Genomic DNA, 22,925 nt, shown 5'->3' with positions numbered 1-22,925 from the left:
TCTGATGATTATTAGATCTGCAAGACCCGAGCCATGGCCTGGTCGTCTTCTTTGGCGCTGTTCATCATCTTGACGTGCAGCTCGAACTGCTTGGCCAGGGCCAGCACCGAGGTCATCTCTTCCACGGCATTGACGTTGCTCGACTCGAGGAAGCCGGACACCAGCTTGACGTTGGCATCGGCCTGCGCCGGCTGGCCGTCCTTGGTATGGATCGAACCGTCCAGGCCTTTGGTCATGTTCTTGAAGTCCGGGTTGACCAGCTTGATGCGGTCTACTTGCGCCATCACCCGCGGGCCCTCGCCCATCGCCCGGATGCTGATGGTGCCGTCCTCGCCGACTTCGATCTGCTGCTCGGGCGGCACGGCAATCGGTCCGCCATTGCCCAGCACCGGCATGCCGTTGCCGGCCCGCAGCACGCCGAGGGCGTCGACGTTCAGGCTGCCGGTGCGCACGTAGCTTTCGCCGCCGTCGGGGTTCTGCACTGCAATCCAGCCGTTGCCTTGCACTGCGACATCGAGGTCGCGGCCGGTCTCTACCAGCGCGCCAGGAGAAAAGTCGGTGGCCGGACGCTCGGACAGGGCAAACGCACGCGCCGGAAAGCCGTCACCGAACACCGGCATCGAACGCGCCTGCTCCAGGTCTTTCTGGAAGCCGTTGGTGGAGATGTTCGCCAGGTTGTTCGCATGAGCCTTTTGCGCCAGCGCATTCTGGCTGGCGCCGGTCATTGCCACATAAAGGTACTTATCCACACTCTTTCCTCTACCTGCCGGACGTTTGCCGCCCAGTGCTGTACTGCTGAGCGATAAGCAATTTGCAGACCAACTTTCTTCTGGCGGTGTGGGGGCCGGGAAACAAGGGACTTGAGGGGTTTCAGGAGGGAATTGGGGATTGTGTCGAAGTCGAAAAACCGGCGGTGTCATGCCGGTGGGCGGCAAGACTTGACCTTGGGCAATGGCTGCCACCGTTTTCGCGAGCAGGCTCGCTCCCACACTTGACCGAGTTCCTCCTGGGAAAATGCGATCAAATGTGGGAGCGAGCCTGCTCGCGAAGGGGCCATCAAGGCAAAACAGCTATCAGCTATGACTCCGTCTTGCCCACCTCATACTCACGCAACTTGTTGGCAATGGTGGTATGCGAAACCCCCAACCGCTTACCCAATTGCCGACTGCTCGGATGCTCGGAATACAAGCGCTCCAGCACCGCCTTTTCGAAGCGCCCGACAATCTCGTCCAGCCCGCCTTCCAGCGAGAAGTCGCCAAGGGGCTGGCGCACCCCGTAATCCGGCAATCGAATATGCTCGACCTTGACCGTGCCGCCTTCGCACAACGAAACCGCCTGGAACAACACGTTCTCCAGCTGCCGGACATTGCCTGGCCAATGGTAGTGACTGAGCCGCTCCATCGCCGCCGGCGCCAGTTTCGGCAGCGGGCAACCGATCTGCCGGCTGGCCTGATCGAGGAAGTGTTCCACCAGCGGCGTCAACCCGTCGAGACACTCGCGCAAGGGCGGGATGTGCAACGACAGCACGTTCAGACGGTGGTACAGGTCCTGGCGGAATTCCCCGCGAGCGCACAGCTCGGACAGGTCGACCTGGGTCGCGCAGATCACGCGCACATCCAGATAAACCTCTTCATCGCTGCCGACACGACGGAAGCAACCGTCCTGCAGGAAGCGCAGCAATTTCACCTGCAGGCGCGGGCTCATTTCCCCGACGCCATCGAGGAACAGCGTGCCGCCCGCCGTCAGCTCCAGCAGACCGAGCTTGCCTTCGGCCCGCGCCCCTTCGAAGGCACCGGGGCCATACCCGAACAGCTCGGTCTCGGCCATGGATTCCGGCAGGCCGGCGCAGTTGAGTGCCATCAGCGGTGACTGGCCCCGCGGGCTCGCCAGGTGACAGGCGCGCGCCAACAACTCCTTCCCGGTGCCGGTTTCGCCCTCGATCAACAACGGCGCATCCAGCGGCGCCATGCGCCTGGCTTCGCGCACCACGGCGGCCATCACTTTCGAGCTCTGGAAGATGCTGTCGAACCCGCGCAGCTCCTGCTTGCGCACGTTATAAATGCGCTCACCCACCCGATCCGCGCGATGCAGGGTCAGTACCGCGCCGGCCATGGCTTCGCTGTCGTCATGCTCCGATTGCAACGGCGCAATGTCGGCGAGAAACACGTCGCCCTTGACCTTGACCCGCAGCCCATTGATGCGCGACTTGTTGGCGCGCACCAGTTCCGGCAAGTCGAAATCCTCGGCATAGCGCGACAACGGAATCCCCGGCACCTCGTCCACGCGCACCCCGAGCAACTGCGCCGCCGCGCGGTTGGCCGCGACGATCGAGCCGCCCATGTCGATCGACAGCACCGGAAACTCCAGCGCGCCGAGCAAGGCATTGAGCTCCATGTGCCGACGTTCGCTGGGCATCAGCCCTACACGCTTGACCCCGAAGACCCCGGCTATCGATTCGAATTTCGGCCGTAGCGCCTGGAACTGGATGTTGATCAGGTTCGGGCAATGCAGGTAGATGGCATTGCCATGCTCACCGCCGACCTCGCCACGGGCGACGTTGATCCCGTACTCCACCAGCAGGTTGAGAATGTCGCGCAGGATGCCGATGCGGTTCTGGCAGTGGACTTTGATACGCATATAAAGGCCCGAAAAAGCGGTGATTGAGTTGATGCACGTGCACACCTACAGATGTGCCAATGCCTTTGAGCGTGTTTTTCTGCTGCTGCGCTCAGATAGTCGTCAAGATTATGTGACACCTGAACGCCATTTCAAACCCGCAGATCTCAATACTTGCGTGGCAACCGGCAAACCGTAACGAATACTTTACGAAAACCGTGGTTTTTTCCTGCGTCCGCTGCGAACCACCTGCTGCAAAGCCGAACGCATTGGGGTATTTCTAAGTCCAAAGCAGGACATAACAAGAACGAAATCCCCTAGCAGGAGACCGGCATGAAGCAGACGCACTACGTGGCTCGTGAGCCCGATGCGCAAGGTTTTATCGACTACCCCGCCGAAGAACATGCGGTGTGGGAGACGCTGATCACTCGCCAACTGAAAGTGATCGAAGGACGTGCGTGCCAGGAATACCTGGACGGTATCGAAAAACTCGGTCTGCCCCACGACCGCATTCCGCAACTGGGCGAGATCAACAAGGTCCTCGGTGAAACCACCGGCTGGCAAGTCGCCCGGGTGCCTGCACTGATCCCCTTCCAGACGTTTTTTGAATTGCTCGCCAGCAAGCAGTTTCCGGTAGCGACCTTTATTCGTACCCGCGAAGAGTTGGATTACCTGCAAGAGCCGGACATCTTCCACGAGATTTTCGGTCACTGCCCGCTCCTGACCAACCCCTGGTTCGCCGAATTCACCCACACCTACGGCAAACTCGGCCTGCAGGCGACCAAGGAAGAGCGCGTGTACCTGGCGCGCCTGTACTGGATGACCATCGAGTTTGGCCTGGTCGATACGCCGCAAGGCATGCGCATCTACGGCGGCGGCATTCTCTCCTCGCCGAAAGAAACCGTTTACTGCCTGTCGGACGAACCTGAGCATCAGACATTCGACCCGCTGGAATGCATGCGCACGCCGTATCGTATCGACATTCTGCAGCCGCTGTACTTTGTCCTGCCGAATCTCAAGCGCCTGTTCGATGTGGCCCATGAAGACATCATGAGCATGGTCAAGCAAGGTATGCAGCTAGGCTTGCACACCCCGAAATTTCCGCCGAAAGCCGCGTGATCCGCAGCTTTTAGAATCAAGTGAGCCTGTCAGGAACCAACGCTTTGGTTTAGCGTGGCGAGACCGCGCGGTTCCGCTGACGGCCGATTTCCAATAATTCGATTTCAGGAGCCCATCATGTCCACATTGAACCAAGCCCACTGCGAAGCCTGCCGCGCCGATGCACCGCAAGTCAGCGACGAAGAACTGCCGGTCCTGATCAAACAGATCCCGGACTGGAACATCGAAGTCCGCGACGGCGTGATGCAGTTGGAAAAAGTTTTCCTGTTCAAGAATTTCAAGCACGCCCTGGCGTTCACCAACGCCGTCGGGGAAATCTCCGAGGCCGAAGGTCACCACCCGGGCCTTTTGACCGAGTGGGGCAAAGTCACCGTGACCTGGTGGAGCCATTCCATCAAGGGTCTGCACCGCAATGACTTCATCATGGCCGCGCGCACCGACGAAGTGGCCAAGGACGCCGAGGGTCGCAAATAATGCATTTCGACGCCATAAGTCGAGTACCCGGCGACCCGATCCTCGGCCTGATGGAGGCCTATGCGCTAGACCCCAACCCGCGCAAATTCGACCTCGGCGTGGGCGTCTATAAAGATGCCCAAGGCCTGACCTCGATCCCCCAGGCGGTTAAACTCGCCGAGGCGCATCTGGTGGATCGTCAGACCACAAAGACCTACATCGGCGGCCACGGCGACCCGGCGTTCGGCAAAGTCATCAATGAGCTGGTACTGGGTGCCGACTCTGCGCTGATCGCCGATCAACGGGCCGGTGTCACGCAGACGCCGGGCGGTACCGGTGCGTTGCGCTTGAGCGCAGATTTCATCGCCCAGTGCCTGCCGGGCCGTGGCGTGTGGCTGAGCAGTCCGACCTGGCCGATCCACGAAACCATCTTTGCCGCGGCGGGCGTCAAGGTCAGCCATTACCCTTACGTGGGCAGTGACAACCGGCTCGACGTCGACGCCATGCTGGTGGCACTCCAAGCAGCACCCAAGGGTGATGTAGTCCTGCTGCACGCCTGCTGCCACAATCCGACCGGTTTCGACTTGTCCCATGACGACTGGCGTCGATTGTTGAAGGTAGTGCGCAGTCGCGACCTGTTGCCATTGATTGATTTTGCCTACCAGGGCTTCGGCGATGGCCTGGAACAGGATGCCTGGTCGACCCGGCTGTTCGCTGAAGAACTGCCGGAAGTGTTGATCACCAGTTCCTGCTCGAAGAACTTCGGCCTGTACCGCGACCGTACCGGCGCATTGATTGTCTGCGCGAAAACCGCTGACAAGCTGGTGGATATCCGCAGTCAACTGGCCAACATCGCCCGCAACCTGTGGTCGACACCACCGGATCACGGCGCTGCTGTCGTGGCGACCATCCTCGGCGATCCACAGCTGAAAAGTCTCTGGGCCGATGAAGTGGAAACGATGCGCTTGCGGATCGCCCAACTGCGCAGCGGCCTGGTGGAAGCCCTTGAGCCGCACGGGTTGCGCGAGCGCTTTGCGCATATCGGCGTGCAGCGCGGAATGTTCTCCTACACCGGTTTGACGCCGGAGCAGGTTAAAGAACTGCGTGATCAGCACAGTGTGTACATGGTTGGCACTGGTCGGGCGAACGTGGCGGGGATCGATGCGACGCGCCTGGATCTGCTGGCCGAGGCAATTGCCGAAGTCTGCAAATAAAACCACCGCAAATCCCCTGTAGGAGCTGGCTTGCCAGCGAAGACGGTGTATCAGCCCATATATGTATCGACTGACACACTGCCTTCGCTGGCAAGCCAGCTCCTAAAGGGGTGGGGTGTAAGCCAACTTTTTATTGCCTGATACACCGTCTTCGCCCGCAAGCCGGCTCCTGCAGAGGGCCTGCGCAATTACAACAGGCCTGTCTATACAACCCCATCCGTCGAAACAAATGGATATAAAAGTCTATTTGTCTTTTCTACTGCTGTATCCTTCCCAGGCTTTTTAAAAGCGCGGATCTACCCAGATCTATCAACAGACTTTGCGAGGAGCGCGATATGCACGAGATTCCTAATCTCCCCTTCCCAAGCCTGCACGAAACTGAGCAGACGACCACGCAACAAGCCGGTGCCCAACAGCCCGAGCCGAAAGAAGCATCTGAACGCCGCCAGGCCGACAGCGAAGACTGATACACCTGCAATGCCAGACCGTGTGGAAAGCGCTAACATGCGCTTTCCACACCGCCTGAACCCCAGAGCACCGTCCCATGACCAATGAATTCAACGAGAGCCAGGCCAGCGTCCTGATCGGCACCGCCGAGAAGATGATCGAGATCTGGAATCGCCTGTCCCCGGAGAAACAAGCCACGTTGCTCGCCCGTTTCGGCAGCGAGGAAAACGCCCTGGCCGCCCTGGTCACGACCCAACTGGTTGCTCCGCATACCCCTGAATAACCCTGCGCGGCAAATAGTTTTACTTTTTCCACGACCTGCGACTGCTCGCGCCGCTATCATAAGCAGCCTACCTATCCTGCTGCCCCGTGGACCTTTACCCCATGCCTGAAAACCAGCGCCCCCTGGCGGTCACGCTGCAAGTCGTTTCCATCGTCCTGTTTACCTTCATCGGCTACCTGAACATCGGCATTCCCCTGGCCGTATTGCCGGGCTACGTCCACAGCGACCTGGGTTTCGGCGCGGTGATCGCCGGCCTGGTGATCAGCGTGCAATACCTGGCCACCCTGCTCAGCCGGCCCTATGCAGGGAAGATCATCGATAACAAAGGCAGCAAGCTCGCGGTGATGTACGGCCTCGCCGGTTGCGGCTTGAGTGGTGTGTTCATGCTGATTTCGGCCTGGACCCAGAGCCTGCCGACCCTGAGCCTGATCAGCCTGCTGGTCGGCCGACTGGTCCTTGGCAGCGCGGAAAGCCTGGTCGGTTCAGGCTCGATCGGCTGGGGCATCGGCCGGGTCGGCGCGGCGAATACCGCCAAGGTGATCTCCTGGAACGGCATCGCCAGTTATGGCGCGCTGGCGGTCGGCGCTCCGCTGGGGGTGCTGCTGGTCAGTCAACTGGGTTTGTGGAGCATGGGCGTGAGCATTGTGCTGCTGGCTGTCCTTGGACTGGTACTGGCCTGGCCAAAAACCGCAGCGCCGATCGTGGCCGGCGAACGGCTGCCGTTCATGCATGTGCTGGGGCGCGTGCTGCCCCATGGCTGTGGACTGGCATTGGGCTCCATCGGCTTCGGCACAATTGCAACCTTCATCACCCTGTACTACGCCACGCAACACTGGGATAACGCGGTGCTGTGCCTGAGCCTGTTCGGCGCCAGCTTCATCGGTGCCCGCTTGCTGTTCGGCAACCTGATCAACCGCCTTGGCGGCTTTCGCGTGGCCATTGCCTGCCTGTCGGTGGAAACCCTGGGCTTGTTGTTGCTGTGGCTGGCGCCGGATGCCCATTGGGCCCTGGCCGGCGCGGCATTGAGCGGTTTCGGCTTCTCGCTGGTGTTCCCGGCGCTGGGCGTGGAAGCGGTCAACCTGGTGCCGGCCTCCAGTCGTGGCGCGGCGGTCGGGGCTTATTCGTTATTCATCGATTTGTCGCTGGGGATTACCGGACCGCTGGCCGGTGCGATTGCGGCAGGATTCGGTTTTGCCTCGATCTTCCTGTTCGCCGCCCTCGCCGCCCTGAGCGGCCTGGCACTGAGCGTTTACTTGTACCGGCAGGCGCCAAAGCACTTTAATGAGAAGCATCGCGAACAGCGGGACACGCCCTAGAAGTCGACCTTACCCCGCCCGGCCTTGATGCTGCCGCGCTTGTTCTTGGATTCCAGCCGACGCTTTTTCGAACCGAGGGTCGGCTTGGTCGGACGGCGCTTCTTTTCGACCTTGGTGGCGCTGAGGATCAACTCGGTCAGGCGTTCCAGCGCATCGGCGCGATTGGCTTCTTGCGTGCGGTATTGCTGGGCCTTGATGATCAACACGCCTTCGCTGGTGATCCGGCTGTCCCGCAGCGCCAGCAGCCGCTCCTTGTAGAACTCGGGCAAGGACGAGGCCGGAATGTCGAAGCGCAGGTGCACCGCGCTGGAGACTTTGTTGACGTTCTGCCCACCCGCCCCCTGGGCACGGATGGCGGTCAATTCGATCTCGGCATCCGGCAGATGCACGTTGTTGGAAATCACCAGCATGGAAAAAGGTCCGGGTTCAGGGCCCTCAGGATACCGCGAATCGGATCCCCGGCACGCCGAAGATCCATTGTGGGAGCTCCACTGTGGGAGCGAGCCTGCTCGCGAAGGCGGTGGATCAGTCAACTTCTCTATTGAATGTTAAATCGCATTCGCGAGCAGGCTCGCTCCCACAGGGGGATTTGTGGAAGGCCTGAAAACGACAAACCCGGCACATGGCCAGGTTTGTTGTTTCTGCGTGCTGCGTTACTTCACTGCAGCCTGCAACGCATGCTGCGCACTGCGCTTGTTCTTGATGCCGTAGCAGATCCACATGAATGCCACCCACACCGGAATCGCGTACACCGAGATCTGGATCCCCGGGATCAACAGCATCACGCCGAGGATGAACACCACGAACGCCAGGCACACGTAGTTGCCGTACGGGTACCACAGCGCCTTGAACAACGGCGTCTGTCTGGTTTTGTCCATGTGCTGGCGGAACTTGAAGTGCGAGAAACTGATCATTGCCCAGTTGATCACCAGGGTCGCTACCACCAGCGACATCAACAGCTCAAGGGCGCTATGGGGGATCAGGTAGTTCAGTAGCACGGCGATCAGCGTCACCGCTGCCGATGCAAGGATCGAACGCACTGGAACACCACGCTTGTCGATCTTCGCCAGGGCTTTGGGCGCATCGCCCTGCTCGGCCATGCCCAGCAGCATGCGGCTGTTGCAGTAGGTGCCGCTGTTGTACACCGACAACGCCGCGGTCAGGACCACGAAGTTGAGGATGTGCGCGGCGGTGTCGCTACCGAGCATCGAGAACACTTGCACGAACGGGCTGCCGCTATAGGAATCGCCAGAGGCGTTCAGCGTAGCCAGCAGGCTGTCCCATGGGGTCAGCGACAGCAGGATGACCAGGGCACCGATGTAGAAAATCAGGATACGGTAGATGACCTGGTTGATGGCCTTGGGGATCACGGTTCTCGGCTTGTCAGCTTCTGCTGCGGTGAAACCGAGCATTTCCAGACCGCCGAAAGAGAACATGATGATCGCCATGGCCATGACCAGACCGCTTACACCGTTCGGGAAGAAGCCGCCGTGGGACCACAGATTGGTCACCGACGCTTGCGGACCACCGTTGCCGCTGACCAGCAAGTAACTACCCAGGGCAATCATGCCGACGATGGCCACGACCTTGATGATCGCGAACCAGAACTCGGCCTCGCCGAACACTTTGACGTTGGCCAGGTTGATCAGGTTGATCAGGACGAAGAAGCCTGCGGCCGACACCCAGGTCGGGATGTCCGGTGCCCAGTAATGGATGTATTTGCCGACCGCCGTCAGCTCCGACATGCCCACCAGGATGTACAGGATCCAGCAGTTCCAGCCCGACAGGAAACCAGCGAAACCGCCCCAGTACTTGTGCGCGAAGTGGCTGAAGGAACCGGCCACCGGCTCTTCGACAATCATTTCGCCGAGCTGGCGCATGATCATGAAAGCAATGAAGCCGCAGATGGCATAGCCGAGGATCATCGACGGGCCAGCGGATTTCAGGACACCGGCCGAGCCGAGGAACAGCCCGGTACCGATCGCGCCACCGAGGGCGATCAGTTGAATATGGCGATTTTTCAGGCCGCGCTTCAGCTCGCCTGAATGCGAGTTTTGTCCACTCATGAAAAGGGTCTCACGCAAGGTTTGATGATGTTCGTTAGACGTTGCTGCTCGGTTACGGCTTCAAGCAGCGCCGATCAAACCCCAGCGCAGGCACCGGGAGTCCAGCGTATTTACAACGGTCATGCGTCACCTGTTTGTTTTTATCTGTGACGAAATCGGACCCGACACGCTCGTGACGTGGCGGAGTGAACAAGGCGGATAACCTTGAGGTTTGCGCAGATGCGCAGGAGGTCACAGTTAAAACGCGGCGCATTGTACACCTGTAACCCCCTGCTGCCAGACACCGTTGGATCAACGTGTCGTTTGCCGGGATTGCCTGTGTCCGCCCCGAGTGTCTCGGGCGGCTGCAAAAACTGAGTCAGACCTTTGCGGGTCGTGGACGGCGGCGGCAGAACATTCGCCCCGCGGGAAGAGATGGAATCGAGTCACGGCGTACATTGCGCCTCCTTCTTGTTATGCACCTGCACGACAGGCATGGGGCGCATCTGATCCTTGATGGGGTTTTGAAACAAGCGGGGCAGAGCGCGGGAAAGCGTTCGAACAGCCAGCGAGTGGAAGTATTTACTTACAGCGTTTGGTGGGTGACGATTCCACGGGAGAAATCATTGGATTTCGTCAGGTTTTCGTTACAGGGCGTAACAACGGATTTCCATTCTGAGTCTGGTTGCATTGCTACTGACGCCTTCGCGAGCAGGCTCGCTCCCACAATGTATCGGGTCGATCACATGATCTGCGAACACCCCGGCAACTTGTGGGAGCGAGCCTGCTCGCGAAGAGGCTTTAACATTCACCACATTACTAAAGCCAGGCAAAAAAAAAACGCCAACCCGAAGGCTGGCGTTTTTCATCAAGCGCTTACCGCTTACTCAGGCTTGCGACGACCAAAGCCCGGACGCTGGCCGGAACCGGCTGGCGCACCGCGGCGCTTGCCCGATGGCGCGTCCTTGTCGACCAGGACGATGCCCGGGCGTTTCTTCGGTGCCGGCTTGGCCGGACGCTTGGTGTCGGACGGACGGTCCGCCACTGGCGTACCGCGAGACGCATCGCCACGAGACTCACCACGACCGGCAGGCGCACCGCGATCGCTGCGACCGCCGCTTGGCGCACCACGGCCTTCACCGCGCTCGGTGCGACCGTTGGCCGGACGCGGCGTGCGTGGACCGCGCTCACCATCCGCACGGGGTGCGGCTGGCTTGCGGGCCGGACGCTCGCCTTCGATCTGCGGCTCACGTGGTGAGCGCGGACCGGCTGCAGGAGCACCGGCGGCCGGACGCAGGGTCCGTACGCGCTCGGTCTTGCCCACCGGACGGGACGATTTACGCTGCATGCGCTCGAGCTTGTCTTTGCTCTTGGCGTTCATCTGCGGCATCGCCACCGGGGTCAGACCGACTTCAGCACTCAGAATGTCGACTTCGTACTGACTCATTTCGCGCCAGCGACCCATCGGCAGGTCGGAGTTGAGGAACACCGGACCGAAACGCACGCGCTTCAGACGGCTGACCACCAGGCCCTGGGACTCCCACAGGCGACGAACTTCGCGGTTGCGACCTTCCATCACCACGCAGTGGTACCAGTGGTTGAACCCTTCACCGCCGGGTGCCTGCTTGATGTCGGTGAATTTGGCCGGGCCGTCTTCGAGGACGACGCCTGCCTTCAGACGCTCGATCATCTCGTCATCGACTTCGCCACGCACACGGACGGCGTATTCACGGTCCATTTCGTAGGACGGGTGCATCAGGCGATTGGCCAGTTCACCGTCGGTGGTGAACATCAGCAGACCGGTGGTGTTGATGTCCAGACGACCGATGTTGATCCAGCGACCTTCTTTCGGACGCGGCATCTTGTCAAACACGGTCGGACGGCCTTCAGGGTCGTCACGGGTGCAGATTTCACCGTCGGGCTTGTTGTACATGATCACGCGGCGTACCGACTCGGCGGCTTCTTCGCGCTTGATCACCTTGCCATCGATGGTGATGGCGTCATGCAGGTCGACGCGCAGGCCGAGGGTGGCGTCCTTGCCATTGACCTTGATGCGGCCGTGGCTGATCCAGGCTTCGACGTCACGGCGCGAGCCGACGCCGATACGGGCGAGGACTTTCTGCAGCTTTTCGCCTGCTGGGCCGATTTCCTGGTCGTCTTTCTGGTCTTTGATACTCATCTGGGCACCTCCCGGTGTGGTCTGTTCAGGCAGCTCTGAATGAGGGGCCTGAAGCGTGAAAGCTGGGTACTCGGGCGAAGGGATCGCCGGAGGGTCGCGAATCATACGCTCATGGGAGCGCTTGCGCATCAGAGACTAGCGGATGGAGGCCAGGTTATTTGCTTTTCCGCCGACCGGTGGCACCCAGCCTGATCAATCGCAGCGCGGCCTCGGCCAGCACCGAGCGCTTGTCGACCTTGTCGAGTTTCTTCCAGGCCTTGATCTCGCGCTTGCTGCGGCCGCAGCCGATGCAGATGTCGTCGCTGAATTTGCAGACGCTGATGCAGGGGTCTTTGGTTGAGCTCATCGATAACTCCAAACAACACATGACCCACTGTAGGAGCGAGCTTGCTCGCGATGGTGTGTCAGTTAACGTTGATTTGACTGACACACCATCGCGAGCAAGCTCGCTCCTACAGGGGGTTTGGAGTGTCCGCAGAGTGTGGGTCAGTCTTCGAATTCGCGGCGTTCGGCTTCGATCGCTTCAGCAAGGGCCCGGGCTTCGGCTTCTTCGTCGCTCAATTCGGGTTCGGGTTTGTGCTGCTCAAGGGCAGCGACTGCCGCCAGGAGTTTTTCGCGAGCTTCGGCGACGCCAAGCACATCATCCTCCTGCTCTTCTTCCTGCTCCTCTTCCTGCTCTTCCTGCTCTTCTTCCTGCTCTTCCTGCTCTTCTTCCTGCTCTTCTTCCTGCTCTTCTTCCTGCTCTTCTTCCTGCTCTTCTTCCTGGTCTTCTTCCTGAGCCTCTTCAACTGTGGCCTCGACCTCGACTTGAAGTTCAGCTTCGATCTCAGGCTCAGGCTCAGGCTGTTCCAGGACATCCTCAGTCTCAATCACCGCCCCATCGCGCAGGATGTCATCGAAATCGGTCTTGAGCCCCTCCTCCATCGTGTCCAGCTCCTGCAACAACGTATGGAAACTGGTTTCTTCCTTAGGCTCTTCCGGCTCGGCACTGGCATCCGCCAATTCCTGCAACCCGGCAGGCACCGGTGCGTCGTCGAAATCCAGTACTGGATCAGGTTCCAGCTCGCGCAGTTCGGCCAGCGGCGGCAGATCGTCGAGGTTCTTCAGGTTGAAGTGATCGAGAAAGACCTTGGTGGTGGCGAACATCGCCGGTTTGCCAGGCACGTCGCGGTAGCCGACGATGCGGATCCACTCGCGCTCCAGCAGGGTCTTGACGATGTGGGTGTTGACCGCCACACCGCGCACGTCTTCGATCTCGCCCCGGGTAATCGGCTGGCGATAGGCGATCAAGGCCATGGTTTCGAGCATGGCGCGGGAATAGCGTTGCGGCCGCTCTTCCCACAGGCGTCCTACCCATGGCGAGAATTTCTCGCGGATCTGCAGCCGATACCCGGAAGCGACTTCCTTCAGCTCGAAGGCGCGGCCGTCGCAGGATTTGGCCAGAATCGTCAGCGCTTTCTTGAAGACCGGCGGCTCGGGGCGTTCGGCCTCTTCGAAGAGTTCGAACAGGCGTTCAAGCGATTGCGGTTTTCCCGAGGCCAACAAAAAGGCCTCAAGCAGTGGCGCGAGCTCGCGGGGTTCACTCAGGTTCATGATTCAACTCGTTATTCGGCTCGGGCCCGGACGTGGATCGCCGCGAACGGCTCATTCTGCACCAGCTCGACCAGGGATTCCTTGACCAGTTCGAGGATCGCCATAAAGGTCACCACCACCCCCAAGCGTCCTTCCTCGGCGGTAAACAGCTCGACGAAGGGCACGAAACCGCCGCCCTTGAGCCGTTCCAGCACATCGCTCATGCGTTCGCGGGTGGACAACGCCTCGCGACTGACCTGGTGGCTTTCGAACATGTCGCCCCGGCGCAGGACCTCGGCCATGGACATCAGCAATTCTTCCAGGCTCACATCCGGCAACAGCTTGCGCGCGCGCGCCTCCGGGGCATCGAGCTTGGGCACCACCACGTCACGACCGACGCGACTCAAGCCATCGATGCCTTCGGCTGCGGCTTTGAAGCGTTCGTACTGCTGCAAGCGCCGGATCAGTTCGGCGCGGGGGTCGTCTTCTTCGTCTGCGATGGTTTCGGCACGGGGCAGCAACATCCGCGATTTGATTTCGGCCAGCATCGCGGCCATCACCAGGTATTCCGCGGCCAGTTCCAGGCGTACCGACTGCATCAATTCGACATACCCCATGTACTGGCGGGTGATTTCCGCCACCGGGATGTCGAGGATGTTGATGTTCTGTTTGCGGATCAGGTACAGCAACAGGTCGAGGGGGCCTTCGAAGGCCTCGAGAAAAACCTCGAGCGCATCCGGCGGGATATACAGGTCCAGCGGCATTTCCATGACCGCCTGGCCATAGACCATCGCGAAAGGCAGCTCTTGCTGGGCTCCGGCCTGATCGTCGACGGGTTCTGCTGCGGACATCTAGGCCTCGGCCATGAACGGCGCGGGATCGCCACATCCGACGCGGATCACTTCCGGCTCGCCATCGGCGAGGTTGATCACGGTGGACGCCTTGATCCCGCCGAAACCGCCGTCGATGATCAGGTCGACCTGATGCTCGAGCAACTGGCGCATTTCGTAAGGATCGCTCATCGGGTCGCTGTCACCGGGCATGATCAGGGTCACGCTCATCAGCGGTTCGCCCAGCTCTTCCAGCAGTGCCAGGGCAATCGGATGGGCCGGCACGCGCAGGCCGATGGTGCGTTTTTTCGGGTGCAACAGCAGGCGCGGGACTTCGCGGGTGGCGTTGAGGATGAAGGTATAGGGGCCCGGCAGATGCGCCTTGAGCAGGCGGAAGGTGCCGGTGTCGATCTTGGCGAACAACCCCAGTTGCGACAGGTCGCTGCAAATCAGCGCGAAGTTGTGCTTTTCATCCAGCTGACGCAGGCGACGCACGCGCTCCACGGCGTTCTTGTCACCGATCTGGCAACCAATGGCGTAGGAAGAGTCTGTGGGATAAATCACCACCCCGCCTTTGCGGATGATCTCGACAGCCTGTTTGATCAGGCGCGCTTGCGGGTTTTCCGGATGAATCTGGAAAAATTGACTCACATTCTCTACCTGTTCAGACGGCGGCAATAATTGGGTCATGTTTGAATCGACACCACAATGGCGGCAGATCCTCCGGGAGCGGGCGGTATTCACCGATCTCGGACCAGCCTCCAGGGCCATGAAAATCACTGCCGGCGCTGACCAGCAGACCGAACTCGCGGGCTAGAATCGCCAGGCTGCCCACTTGCTCGGCGGGCTGATGGCCATTGACCACTTCGATCGCGTGGCCCCCTGCTTGAATATAGTCGGCAATCAGCCGGCGACGTTTGCTACGAGTGAAATCGTAGTGCCAGGGATGCGCCAGGCTGACCCAGGCGTTCGCCGCGCGCAGGGTTTCGACGGTGTCTTCCAGGGTCGGCCAGTGTTGCTTGACGTCCCCCAGCTTGCCGGCCCCCAGCCATTTGCGGAACGCCTCGGCGCGATCCTTGACGTACCCCTCGCGCACCATCCAGTCGGCGAAATGCGGACGGGCCGGCGCGTTGCCGCTGTCGCCCAGTTCCTGCTGAATGGCCCGGGCACCTTCCAGCGCTCCCGGCATGCCTTTCAACGCCAACTTGCGGCTTATTTCTTCGGACCGCAGCCAGCGGCCATCGTGCAATCGGGCAATCGCCTCGACCAACGATGGTGCATTGACATCAAATCCGTAGCCCAACACGTGGATGGTCGCGCCGCCCCAGGTGCAGGACAATTCGACGCCATTGACCAGTTGCATGCCCAGCGCAGACGCCGCGCTGCGAGCCTCATCAAGGCCCTCGAGGGTGTCGTGATCGGTCAGGGCCAGGACCCGCACGCCTTTCTCGAACGCACGCGCAACCAGGACCGCAGGCGCCAGGGCGCCATCGGAGGCCGTGCTGTGGCAGTGCAAATCAACATTCACGGGGATGTGTTACCTCAAATCAGCTGGCGCTATCGCGCGCCCATATGTTTGTTATTATGCCGCCACATCCTGCTTCTGGCTGCCACTGTGAAACAATTCATCGATTTCATCCCGCTTCTGCTGTTTTTCATTGTGTTCAAAATCGAGCCCCGGGTGGTCGATATCGCCGGTCATCAACTGACCGTAGGGGGCATCTACAGCGCCACCGCGATGCTGATCGTCAGTTCCCTGGTGGTCTACGGCGCGCTCTATATCAAGCATCGCAAGCTGGAGAAGAGCCAGTGGCTGACCCTCATCGCCTGCCTGGTCTTCGGCAGCCTGACCCTGGCGTTCCACAGCGAGACCTTCCTGAAATGGAAAGCCCCGGTGGTCAACTGGCTGTTTGCCCTGGCGTTCATCGGCAGCCACTTCGTCGGTGATCAATTGTTGATCAAGCGCATCATGGGCCACGCACTGACGCTGCCAGAGCCGGTCTGGACCCGCCTGAACATCGCCTGGATCGTATTTTTCCTGTTTTGTGGCGCCGCCAACCTGTTTGTCGCGTTCACCTTCCAGAGCTACTGGGTCGACTTCAAGGTCTTCGGCAGCCTGGGCATGACCTTGCTGTTCCTGGTCGCACAGGGCATTTACCTGTCCCGCCATCTGCACGACGCCGATACCACAACGCCAAAAACCGAGGACTGACATGCTTTACGCAATCATTGCCACAGACGTCGCCAACTCCCTGGAAGCCCGCCTGGCCGCACGGCCTGCCCACCTTGAGCGCCTGCAGGTACTCAAGGGCGAAGGCCGCATCGTACTGGCCGGCCCGCACCCGGCCGTCGACAGCAATGATCCGGGGGCCGCGGGTTTCACCGGCAGCCTGATCGTCGCCGAATTCGATTCCCTGGACGCAGCCCAGGCCTGGGCCGACGCCGATCCGTATATCGCCGCCGGCGTCTACGCCAACGTGTCGGTCAAGCCGTTCAAGCAAGTCCTGCCGTAATATCCCCCTCGCGATGAACCTTCCCGGTTCATCGCGCTCTCAACGCTCATTATTCCCTTTCACCAGCCGACAACCTGCCAGTCACCGTATGGGTAGCAGGCGTCGCGATACGCAAAGGGCCGTTGTGTCCGATGATCGTTGTATAAGTCATCCAACAGTCCGCTGCCACATCCATTGACCGACCGGCAACAATGGTTCGTCCCCGGTGCGGTGGCCCGTGCTGTGCGGTATCTTCGCCAGTGGTGCAAGCAGAATGTCGGCAATGGCTAAATTGAGTGATTCATGAGCGAGCTGTTATTAATTGATGATGATCAGGAGCTGTGCGAGCTCCTGAGCAGTTGGTTGAGCCAGGAAGGCTTCCACGTCCGCGCCTGCCACGATGGCCGCAGTGCCCGTCGCGCGCTGGCAGAAACCTCGCCAGCGGCCGTGGTGCTGGACGTGATGCTGCCGGACGGCAGCGGCCTGGAATTGCTCAAGCAACTGCGCAGCGATCATCCGGACTTGCCGGTGCTGATGCTTTCGGCCCGGGGCGAGCCGCTGGATCGCATCCTCGGCCTGGAACTCGGTGCCGACGATTACCTGGCCAAACCCTGCGATCCACGTGAACTGACAGCGCGCTTGCGCGCCGTATTGCGCCGCAGTCATCCGACGGCGGTGTCCAGCCAGCTTGAACTGGGCGACCTGTGTTTCAGTCCGGCGCGTGGCGTGGTCAGCATCGATGACCAGGAGTTCACCCTCACCGTTTCTGAAAGCCGCCTGCTCGAAGCGTTGCTCAAGCAACCTGGTGAACCGCTGGACAAACAAGATCTGGCGCAGATCGCCCTCGGGCGCAAACTGACCCTGTATGACCGCAGCCTGGACATGCACATCAGCAACCTGCGCAAAAAAATCGGCCCGCATCCCGATGGCCGCCCGCGCATCATTGCCCTGCGCAGCCGGGGCTACTACTACAGCCTCTGAACCCGAATGCTGTCCCCTGTGTAGGAGCTGGCTTGCCAGCGAAGGCGGTGTGACTGACACCACAAGGAACTGGTCGGCCCACAAAATCGGTGTTTGTCAGGACGGTACAAAATCGTCTTTACCCAAGCTTTACGCTTCGCTGACCGCCGCTGACCTAGATCTGCGTAATCTGCACTCATCCGGAACGTACCGGGAACGAGACAAGGAGATTCACCATGCGCAAGACTCTTATCGCTCTGATGTTCGCTGCCGCTCTGCCAACCGTTGCCATGGCCATGCCTGAAGGCGCCGGCCCGATGGGTCCGATGGACGGCTCGCGCCACGGCGGTCAGATGCACGGCATGCACGGCAAAGGCCCCTACAGCCAGCTTGACCTGAGTCGCGAACAGCGCGAGCAGATCCGCAAGATCATGGGCGAGCAGATGCACGAGCGTAAGCAAGTGGTCGACAAGTACCTGGAAAAACTGTCGCCAGCCGACCAGAAAGCCATGAAAGACGAAATGGCCGCCAACCACAAGAAAGCCGAAGCCGACGTGCGAGCCCTGCTGAAACCGGATCAACAGAAGCAATTCGACGAGATCCAGAAGAAAAAGGCCGAGCGCCGCGCGGAATGGGCCGAGTTCAAGGCCTGGAAAGCGCAACAACCGCAAAAAGCGCAATAATCCGTTAACGGACCCAACGGCTGAACACCGTTGGGTCTGGTGCTACTCGGTTTAATTGTAGGAGCTGGCTTGCCAGCGAAAGCGGTGTGTCATTCAACATTTGTGTCGACTGATACGCCGCCTTCGCTGGCAAGCCAGCTCCTACATTGGTTTTGTGTTTGTCTGAGGATTATCTGTGCGCTCATTGTTCTGGCGTATCCTGGCCAGCTTCTGGCTGGCCATCGCTCTGGTTGCGGGCCTGTCCATTCTGCTCGGGCACATGCTCAACCAGGACGCGTGGATTCTCAGCCGCCATCCAGGCCTCAACACCCTGGCCGAACAGTGGACGCAAACCTACGAAGCCCAGGGAGAGGAAGCGGCCCAGGATCTTCTGCAACAGCGCAAGCGCCAGTATCACATCGACGTCCAGGTGCTCAACGAGAGCGGCGACCCGGTGGTGCGCGGCACCTTCCCCCGTCGCGCGGCAGCCTTTGAAGCGCGGCAGAACAGCGACGATCGCCGCCTGCCATGGCGTCGTCTCACCGATGAGTACACCAGCGCTAAAACCGGTGACACCTACCTGCTGATCTATCGAATCCCGCATCCGGAACTGGACGCCTGGCACCGCGAAAGCCTGCTTTGGCCGTTGAGTGCATTGGGTATCGCGTTGGTGGTACTGACCTTGTTCAGTCTGCTGGTGACCTTTTCGATCACCCGCCCCCTCAGCCGCTTGCGCGGTGCCGTGCATGACTTGGGACAAACCACCTATCAGCAGAACAGCCTGGTGAAACTGGCCAACCGGCGCGATGAGTTCGGCGTGCTCGCCAACGATTTCAACCGCATGGGCGCCCGCCTGCAAAGCCTGATCGGCAGTCAGCGGCAACTGTTGCGCGATGTATCCCACGAATTGCGCTCGCCCCTGGCACGACTTCGCATTGCGCTGGCACTGGCCGAAAGGGCCAAACCCGAGGAGCGGGAAAAACTCTGGCCACGCCTGACCCGAGAATGCGACCGCCTGGAAGCGCTGATCAGCGAAATCCTGGTGCTGGCGCGGGTCGATGCCGATAACGCCAGCGCCGAAGAGGTGGACCTGAATGCCTTGCTCCACACCCTGCAAAAAGATGCACAGCTTGGCTCGCCGGAGCAGAACGTACGCCTTGAGGCCGAGCCGCAACTGAACCTCAAAGGCTGGCCGACCATGATCGAGCGCGCGGTGGACAACCTGCTGCGCAATGCCCAGCGCTTTAATCCCGCAGGGCAATCGATAGAAATGCAGGCGTCACGCCAGGGCGAGCGGATTGTCGTCAGTGTGCGCGACCATGGGCCCGGTGTGGAGGCCGAGCATTTGAGCCAGTTGGGTGAGCCGTTCTATCGTGCACCGGGGCAGACGGCGGCGGGGCATGGCCTGGGGTTGGCGATTGCGCGTCGTGCGGCGGAGCGGCATGGCGGGAGCCTGGTGCTGGCCAATCATCCGCAGGGCGGGTTTATCGCCAGCCTCGAATTGCCGTTGGTGCCCGGGATCGTCGTCCAACCCTGATCTCCTGTGTCGTCAGGCTTTACCGGGCCAGGCGCTGACAAACTCGGCCAGATCGACCTTCTCCGCCACCCGCGGCTCTTTCTGCGGCGTGCCAAGGTAAAGAAACGCAATCACCTCTTCCCCTTCGGCCAAACCCAAGCCTTTGGCCACATGCGGCGAATAAGCCAGCTCACCGGTGCGCCATACCGCGCCAATCCCTTGTGCATAGGCCGCCAGCAAAATCCCGTGGGCCGCGCAGCCCGCTGCCAGCAGTTGTTCGGACTTTGGATATTTGACGTGGTCCTGCAAGCGAGCGATCACCACGACCACCAGCGGCGCACGCAGCGGCCCGTTGCGCGCCTTGTCCAGCGCCGCCTCGGACACTTCGCTGTCCTGCAGCTTCGCCGCTTCGGCCAGCAACTCGCCCATCTGCTCGCGCGCCGCGCCTTCGACGGTCAGGAAGCGCCAGGGCTGCAGGTGGCCATGGTCCGGTGCACGCATCGCGGCGGCAAACAGCACTTCGCGCTGCTCCGGGGTGGGTGCCGGTTCGAGCAGTCGTGGAACGGAAACACGGTTGAGCAAAGCGTCGAGAGCCTGCATCGGCCACCTCCTGAAAAAATGATTGGCTATTCTAGCTGCAAGTGCGCGGTCCCTGCCGGTTTACATGCCCTGCGTCGCAGGTAGAATGGCGCCCTTCCCTATTTCAGCCCGAGCGGACTTCATGGCGTTGCCGACCTTACGGACCATTGGTTTCATCATCGGCATCTTCCTGATCACGCTGGCCGTAGCCATGGTCGTGCCCATGGCCACGCTGCTGATCTTCGAGCGCACCGGCGACCTGCCGTCGTTCCTCTGGGCAAGCGTGATCACCTTTGTCGCAGGTTTAGCCCTGGTCATTCCCGGGCGACCCGAACATGTGCACCTGCGCCCGCGGGACATGTACCTGCTGACCGTCAGCAGCTGGCTGGTGGTGTGCATTTTCGCCGCGCTGCCGTTTCTCCTGACTCAACACATCAGCTACACCGACTCGTTCTTCGAAAGCATGTCCGGCATTACCGCCACCGGTGCGACGGTGCTCAACCGCCTGGACGACATGTCCCCCGGCATCCTGATGTGGCGCTCGTTGCTGCACTGGATCGGCGGCATCGGGTTTATCGGCATGGCGGTCGCGATTCTGCCACTGCTGCGCATCGGTGGCATGCGCCTGTTCCAGACCGAGTCGTCAGACCGTTCGGAAAAGGTCATGCCCCGCTCGCACATGGTGGCGCGCCTGATCGTTGCGGCCTATGTCGGCATCACCATTCTCGGCAGCCTGGCATTCTGGTGGGCCGGGATGAGCCCGTTCGATGCGATCAACCACGCGATGTCGGCGATTTCCACCGGCGGTTTCTCCACCTCCGACCAGTCCCTGGCCAAATGGACGCAACCGGCGGTGCACTGGGTAGCCATCGTCATCATGATTCTCGGCAGCCTGCCGTTCACCCTGTACGTGGCGACCTTGCGCGGTAATCGCCAGGCCCTGATCAAGGACCAGCAGGTGCAAGGCTTGCTCGGCATGTTGCTGGTGACCTGGCTGGTGCTCGGCACCTGGTACTGGTGGACCACCCAGCTGCATTGGCTCGAGGCGCTGCGGCACGTGGCGCTGAACGTGACCTCGGTGGTGACGACGACAGGATTCGCGCTTGGGGACTACAGCCTGTGGGGAAATTTCTCTCTGATGCTGTTCTTCTACCTGGGCTTTGTCGGCGGCTGCTCGGGATCGACCGCTGGCGGGATCAAGATTTTCCGCTTCCAGGTCGCCTATATCCTGCTCAAGGCCAACCTTAACCAATTGATTCACCCGCGGGCGGTGATCAAGCAGAAGTACAACGGTCACCGTCTCGACGAAGAGATCGTGCGCTCGATCCTGACCTTTTCGTTCTTCTTCGCCATCACCATCTGCGTGATCGCCCTGCTGCTGTCGCTGCTCGGCGTGGACTGGATGACTGCCCTCACCGGCGCGGCCAGTACCGTGTCCGGTGTCGGCCCGGGGCTGGGCGAGACCATCGGCCCGGCAGGTAACTTCGCGTCCCTGCCGGACGCCGCCAAATGGATTCTCTCGGTCGGCATGTTGCTGGGCCGACTGGAGATCATTACGGTATTTGTCCTGTGTATACCGGCGTTCTGGCGTCACTGACCGGGTTCGGCGTTTCCATCAGCCGCACCCGGTACTCGCCGGGGGTGGCATCGAACCAGCGTCGAAAAGCGCGAAAGAAATTACTTGGGTCGGCGAACCCCAACAGGTAGGCAATCTCCAGCAGGGTCATGCCCGGTTGCGCCAGGTACTGCTCCGCCAGTTCGCGCCGGGTGTCGTCCAACAGCGTCTGAAAACTGGTGCCCTCTTCCTGCAGGCGGCGCTGCAAGGTCCGTTGCGACAAGTGCAGCGTCTGCGCCACGGCGTCGCGCTTGGGTTCGCCCTGGGGCAGCAACCGGCACAACACCTGCCGCGCCTTGTGGGTTACCCGGCTTTCAGAGAAGCGCGCCAGGTATTCGCCAGCAAACCGGTCATGCAGCAGCGCCATCGCCTCGTTGGCCGTCGGCAGCGGCGCTTCCATGTCGGCGCGTTCGAAGATCAACGCATCATACGGCGCGCTGAACACCATCGGCGCGTGGAAGGCTTGTTTATAGGGTTCGAGGTCGATGGGCTCATCGCCCTGCAACAGCACCTTGCGCGGCTGCAGGATTCGCCCGGTCAACCAGCCACACAGCGCCAGGGCACAGGCCAATGAAGCTTCGGCGCTCTGCCGGGTGGGCGGCAGATGGTCGCCATGGACCGTCAGAATCAGCGCGTAACCTTCATCCAGCAAGCGGAAACTCAGGTCGGCGCTTTCGGCGATGATCCGCTGATAACGCACCAGCCGCCGAAAACCGTCGGCCAGGGTCTGGCTTGACATCAGGGCATAGCCCGCCACATGGAAGGAGGCCGGCCGCACCACCTTGCCCATGTTCAGGCCAATCGCCGGGTTGCCGGACAGCTCGACCGCACGCTGCCACAGCCGTGTCATGGAATCTTGCGGGAAGCGCGCGTCCGGATCGTCCAGCGCCGCGTAGTCGAGCCCCAGTTGCTTGAACAGCACCCGACAATCCAGGCCGTCCATTTCCAGTGCCTTGACAATCCCCATCGTCCAGCTTGCAGATGTCGTTCGTTCGCTCATGGCGTTTTCTTAAATGATGTGCCGCAG

Annotated in this window: 24 protein-coding genes; 12 read left to right on the top strand and 12 right to left on the bottom strand. The window is 60.8% G+C overall.

What is annotated here, in order from left to right; translation table 11 throughout:
- Positions 1-11 precede the first annotated feature (11 nt).
- Both J2W17_RS01345 and J2W17_RS01340 read right to left on the bottom strand, forming a co-directional pair.
- Positions 12-749 (bottom strand): flagellar basal body rod protein FlgF, encoded by a 738-nt coding sequence (locus tag J2W17_RS01345; RefSeq protein ID WP_064679129.1) that lies wholly within the window; start codon positions 747-749, stop codon positions 12-14.
- A 328-nt stretch (positions 750-1,077) separates the two neighbouring features.
- Entirely contained in the window at positions 1,078-2,637 is a 1,560-nt protein-coding gene (locus tag J2W17_RS01340; protein WP_307328017.1) for a sigma-54-dependent transcriptional regulator, read from the bottom strand.
- Between the two features lie 312 nt (positions 2,638-2,949).
- On the opposite strand from J2W17_RS01340, the gene phhA reads away from it, so the two are divergent.
- From phhA to J2W17_RS01310, 6 genes are all read left to right on the top strand, one after another.
- Positions 2,950-3,735: a phenylalanine 4-monooxygenase gene (phhA, locus tag J2W17_RS01335; RefSeq protein ID WP_307328014.1), complete on the top strand. Its 786-nt coding sequence runs from the start codon at positions 2,950-2,952 to the stop codon at positions 3,733-3,735.
- A 117-nt stretch (positions 3,736-3,852) separates the two neighbouring features.
- Positions 3,853-4,209 (top strand): 4a-hydroxytetrahydrobiopterin dehydratase, encoded by a 357-nt coding sequence (locus J2W17_RS01330; RefSeq protein ID WP_060541364.1) that lies wholly within the window; start codon positions 3,853-3,855, stop codon positions 4,207-4,209.
- Entirely contained in the window at positions 4,209-5,402 is a 1,194-nt protein-coding gene (locus J2W17_RS01325; RefSeq protein WP_307328009.1) for an amino acid aminotransferase, read from the top strand. Before J2W17_RS01330 ends, J2W17_RS01325 begins: the two co-directional genes overlap by 1 nt.
- A 335-nt stretch (positions 5,403-5,737) precedes the next feature.
- Complete coding sequence (locus J2W17_RS01320; protein ID WP_307328006.1) at positions 5,738-5,869, top strand: hypothetical protein; 132 nt, start codon at positions 5,738-5,740, stop codon at positions 5,867-5,869.
- Between the two features lie 77 nt (positions 5,870-5,946).
- Positions 5,947-6,132, top strand: a complete 186-nt coding sequence (locus tag J2W17_RS01315; protein WP_307328003.1) for a hypothetical protein — start codon at positions 5,947-5,949, stop codon at positions 6,130-6,132.
- Positions 6,133-6,233: 101 nt separating this feature from the next.
- Positions 6,234-7,448, top strand: coding sequence for an MFS transporter (locus J2W17_RS01310; protein ID WP_307327999.1), 1,215 nt, complete (start codon positions 6,234-6,236; stop codon positions 7,446-7,448).
- Here J2W17_RS01310 and arfB read toward each other — a convergent pair.
- From arfB to J2W17_RS01270, 8 genes are all read right to left on the bottom strand, one after another.
- Positions 7,445-7,858: an alternative ribosome rescue aminoacyl-tRNA hydrolase ArfB gene (gene arfB / locus J2W17_RS01305; RefSeq protein WP_307327996.1), complete on the bottom strand. Its 414-nt coding sequence runs from the start codon at positions 7,856-7,858 to the stop codon at positions 7,445-7,447. The genes J2W17_RS01310 and arfB overlap by 4 nt on opposite strands.
- A 243-nt stretch (positions 7,859-8,101) precedes the next feature.
- Positions 8,102-9,514, bottom strand: a complete 1,413-nt coding sequence (locus tag J2W17_RS01300; protein ID WP_307327993.1) for an amino acid permease — start codon at positions 9,512-9,514, stop codon at positions 8,102-8,104.
- 862 nt (positions 9,515-10,376) lie between these two features.
- The gene (gene rluB / locus J2W17_RS01295) at positions 10,377-11,672 is read right to left on the bottom strand and encodes a 23S rRNA pseudouridine(2605) synthase RluB (protein ID WP_307327990.1); all 1,296 of its coding nucleotides are present in this window, start codon (positions 11,670-11,672) and stop codon (positions 10,377-10,379) included.
- 154 nt (positions 11,673-11,826) lie between these two features.
- Complete coding sequence (locus tag J2W17_RS01290; RefSeq protein WP_307327987.1) at positions 11,827-12,018, bottom strand: DUF1289 domain-containing protein; 192 nt, start codon at positions 12,016-12,018, stop codon at positions 11,827-11,829.
- 140 nt (positions 12,019-12,158) lie between these two features.
- Positions 12,159-13,265: an SMC-Scp complex subunit ScpB gene (gene scpB / locus J2W17_RS01285; RefSeq protein WP_307327985.1), complete on the bottom strand. Its 1,107-nt coding sequence runs from the start codon at positions 13,263-13,265 to the stop codon at positions 12,159-12,161.
- A gap of 11 nt (positions 13,266-13,276) precedes the next feature.
- A complete protein-coding gene (locus J2W17_RS01280; protein WP_178084774.1) occupies positions 13,277-14,035 on the bottom strand; it encodes a segregation and condensation protein A in 759 nt (252 codons plus the stop codon).
- 60 nt (positions 14,036-14,095) lie between these two features.
- Complete coding sequence (locus J2W17_RS01275; protein WP_307329432.1) at positions 14,096-14,725, bottom strand: L-threonylcarbamoyladenylate synthase; 630 nt, start codon at positions 14,723-14,725, stop codon at positions 14,096-14,098.
- A gap of 13 nt (positions 14,726-14,738) precedes the next feature.
- Positions 14,739-15,602, bottom strand: coding sequence for a PHP domain-containing protein (locus J2W17_RS01270; RefSeq protein WP_307327982.1), 864 nt, complete (start codon positions 15,600-15,602; stop codon positions 14,739-14,741).
- 87 nt (positions 15,603-15,689) lie between these two features.
- Between J2W17_RS01270 and J2W17_RS01265 the strand changes: the two genes are divergently transcribed.
- The 5 genes from J2W17_RS01265 to J2W17_RS01245 all read left to right on the top strand — a co-directional run bounded on the left by J2W17_RS01265 (position 15,690) and on the right by J2W17_RS01245 (position 19,725).
- Entirely contained in the window at positions 15,690-16,286 is a 597-nt protein-coding gene (locus J2W17_RS01265) for a septation protein A (protein WP_307327979.1), read from the top strand.
- A gap of 1 nt (position 16,287) precedes the next feature.
- Positions 16,288-16,587 (top strand): YciI family protein, encoded by a 300-nt coding sequence (locus tag J2W17_RS01260; protein ID WP_307327976.1) that lies wholly within the window; start codon positions 16,288-16,290, stop codon positions 16,585-16,587.
- A 282-nt stretch (positions 16,588-16,869) separates the two neighbouring features.
- The gene (locus J2W17_RS01255) at positions 16,870-17,547 is read left to right on the top strand and encodes a response regulator transcription factor (protein ID WP_307327973.1); all 678 of its coding nucleotides are present in this window, start codon (positions 16,870-16,872) and stop codon (positions 17,545-17,547) included.
- 215 nt (positions 17,548-17,762) lie between these two features.
- Positions 17,763-18,209 carry a Spy/CpxP family protein refolding chaperone gene (locus J2W17_RS01250; RefSeq protein WP_150749095.1) on the top strand — a complete coding sequence of 149 codons (447 nt, stop codon included), beginning with the start codon at positions 17,763-17,765 and terminating at the stop codon, positions 18,207-18,209.
- A gap of 175 nt (positions 18,210-18,384) precedes the next feature.
- Positions 18,385-19,725, top strand: coding sequence for a sensor histidine kinase (locus tag J2W17_RS01245; RefSeq protein WP_307327967.1), 1,341 nt, complete (start codon positions 18,385-18,387; stop codon positions 19,723-19,725).
- A 12-nt stretch (positions 19,726-19,737) separates the two neighbouring features.
- Here the strand turns inward: J2W17_RS01245 and J2W17_RS01240 are convergent, their stop codons facing one another.
- Positions 19,738-20,304 (bottom strand): NAD(P)H nitroreductase, encoded by a 567-nt coding sequence (locus tag J2W17_RS01240; protein ID WP_307327963.1) that lies wholly within the window; start codon positions 20,302-20,304, stop codon positions 19,738-19,740.
- Between the two features lie 121 nt (positions 20,305-20,425).
- Between J2W17_RS01240 and J2W17_RS01235 the strand changes: the two genes are divergently transcribed.
- Positions 20,426-21,880 carry a TrkH family potassium uptake protein gene (locus J2W17_RS01235; RefSeq protein ID WP_307327960.1) on the top strand — a complete coding sequence of 485 codons (1,455 nt, stop codon included), beginning with the start codon at positions 20,426-20,428 and terminating at the stop codon, positions 21,878-21,880.
- Here the strand turns inward: J2W17_RS01235 and J2W17_RS01230 are convergent.
- Complete coding sequence (locus J2W17_RS01230; protein WP_307327956.1) at positions 21,837-22,898, bottom strand: AraC family transcriptional regulator; 1,062 nt, start codon at positions 22,896-22,898, stop codon at positions 21,837-21,839. The two genes, J2W17_RS01235 and J2W17_RS01230, sit on opposite strands and share 44 nt — an antisense overlap.
- Positions 22,899-22,925: the final 27 nt, after the last annotated feature.

This window comes from Pseudomonas lini (genome assembly GCF_030812475.1).
Lineage (GTDB): Bacteria > Pseudomonadota > Gammaproteobacteria > Pseudomonadales > Pseudomonadaceae > Aquipseudomonas > Aquipseudomonas lini_A.
This window is presented reverse-complemented; position numbering and strand designations above follow the sequence as displayed.

What these genes read in the sequence shown, in the direction of transcription:
- rluB (WP_307327990.1), bottom strand. Translation starts at nt 11,672, where the DNA reads ATGAGTATCAAAGACCAGAAAGACGACCAGGAAATCGGCCCAGCAGGC.
- J2W17_RS01260 (WP_307327976.1), top strand. Translation starts at nt 16,288, where the DNA reads ATGCTTTACGCAATCATTGCCACAGACGTCGCCAACTCCCTGGAAGCC.
- J2W17_RS01310 (WP_307327999.1), top strand. Translation starts at nt 6,234, where the DNA reads ATGCCTGAAAACCAGCGCCCCCTGGCGGTCACGCTGCAAGTCGTTTCC.
- J2W17_RS01255 (WP_307327973.1), top strand. Translation starts at nt 16,870, where the DNA reads ATGAGCGAGCTGTTATTAATTGATGATGATCAGGAGCTGTGCGAGCTC.
- J2W17_RS01240 (WP_307327963.1), bottom strand. Translation starts at nt 20,304, where the DNA reads ATGCAGGCTCTCGACGCTTTGCTCAACCGTGTTTCCGTTCCACGACTG.
- J2W17_RS01340 (WP_307328017.1), bottom strand. Translation starts at nt 2,637, where the DNA reads ATGCGTATCAAAGTCCACTGCCAGAACCGCATCGGCATCCTGCGCGAC.
- J2W17_RS01235 (WP_307327960.1), top strand. Translation starts at nt 20,426, where the DNA reads ATGGCGTTGCCGACCTTACGGACCATTGGTTTCATCATCGGCATCTTC.
- arfB (WP_307327996.1), bottom strand. Translation starts at nt 7,858, where the DNA reads ATGCTGGTGATTTCCAACAACGTGCATCTGCCGGATGCCGAGATCGAA.
- J2W17_RS01315 (WP_307328003.1), top strand. Translation starts at nt 5,947, where the DNA reads ATGACCAATGAATTCAACGAGAGCCAGGCCAGCGTCCTGATCGGCACC.
- J2W17_RS01330 (WP_060541364.1), top strand. Translation starts at nt 3,853, where the DNA reads ATGTCCACATTGAACCAAGCCCACTGCGAAGCCTGCCGCGCCGATGCA.
- J2W17_RS01320 (WP_307328006.1), top strand. Translation starts at nt 5,738, where the DNA reads ATGCACGAGATTCCTAATCTCCCCTTCCCAAGCCTGCACGAAACTGAG.
- J2W17_RS01290 (WP_307327987.1), bottom strand. Translation starts at nt 12,018, where the DNA reads ATGAGCTCAACCAAAGACCCCTGCATCAGCGTCTGCAAATTCAGCGAC.
- J2W17_RS01280 (WP_178084774.1), bottom strand. Translation starts at nt 14,035, where the DNA reads ATGGTCTATGGCCAGGCGGTCATGGAAATGCCGCTGGACCTGTATATC.
- J2W17_RS01325 (WP_307328009.1), top strand. Translation starts at nt 4,209, where the DNA reads ATGCATTTCGACGCCATAAGTCGAGTACCCGGCGACCCGATCCTCGGC.
- phhA (WP_307328014.1), top strand. Translation starts at nt 2,950, where the DNA reads ATGAAGCAGACGCACTACGTGGCTCGTGAGCCCGATGCGCAAGGTTTT.
- J2W17_RS01250 (WP_150749095.1), top strand. Translation starts at nt 17,763, where the DNA reads ATGCGCAAGACTCTTATCGCTCTGATGTTCGCTGCCGCTCTGCCAACC.
- J2W17_RS01300 (WP_307327993.1), bottom strand. Translation starts at nt 9,514, where the DNA reads ATGAGTGGACAAAACTCGCATTCAGGCGAGCTGAAGCGCGGCCTGAAA.
- J2W17_RS01230 (WP_307327956.1), bottom strand. Translation starts at nt 22,898, where the DNA reads ATGAGCGAACGAACGACATCTGCAAGCTGGACGATGGGGATTGTCAAG.
- scpB (WP_307327985.1), bottom strand. Translation starts at nt 13,265, where the DNA reads ATGAACCTGAGTGAACCCCGCGAGCTCGCGCCACTGCTTGAGGCCTTT.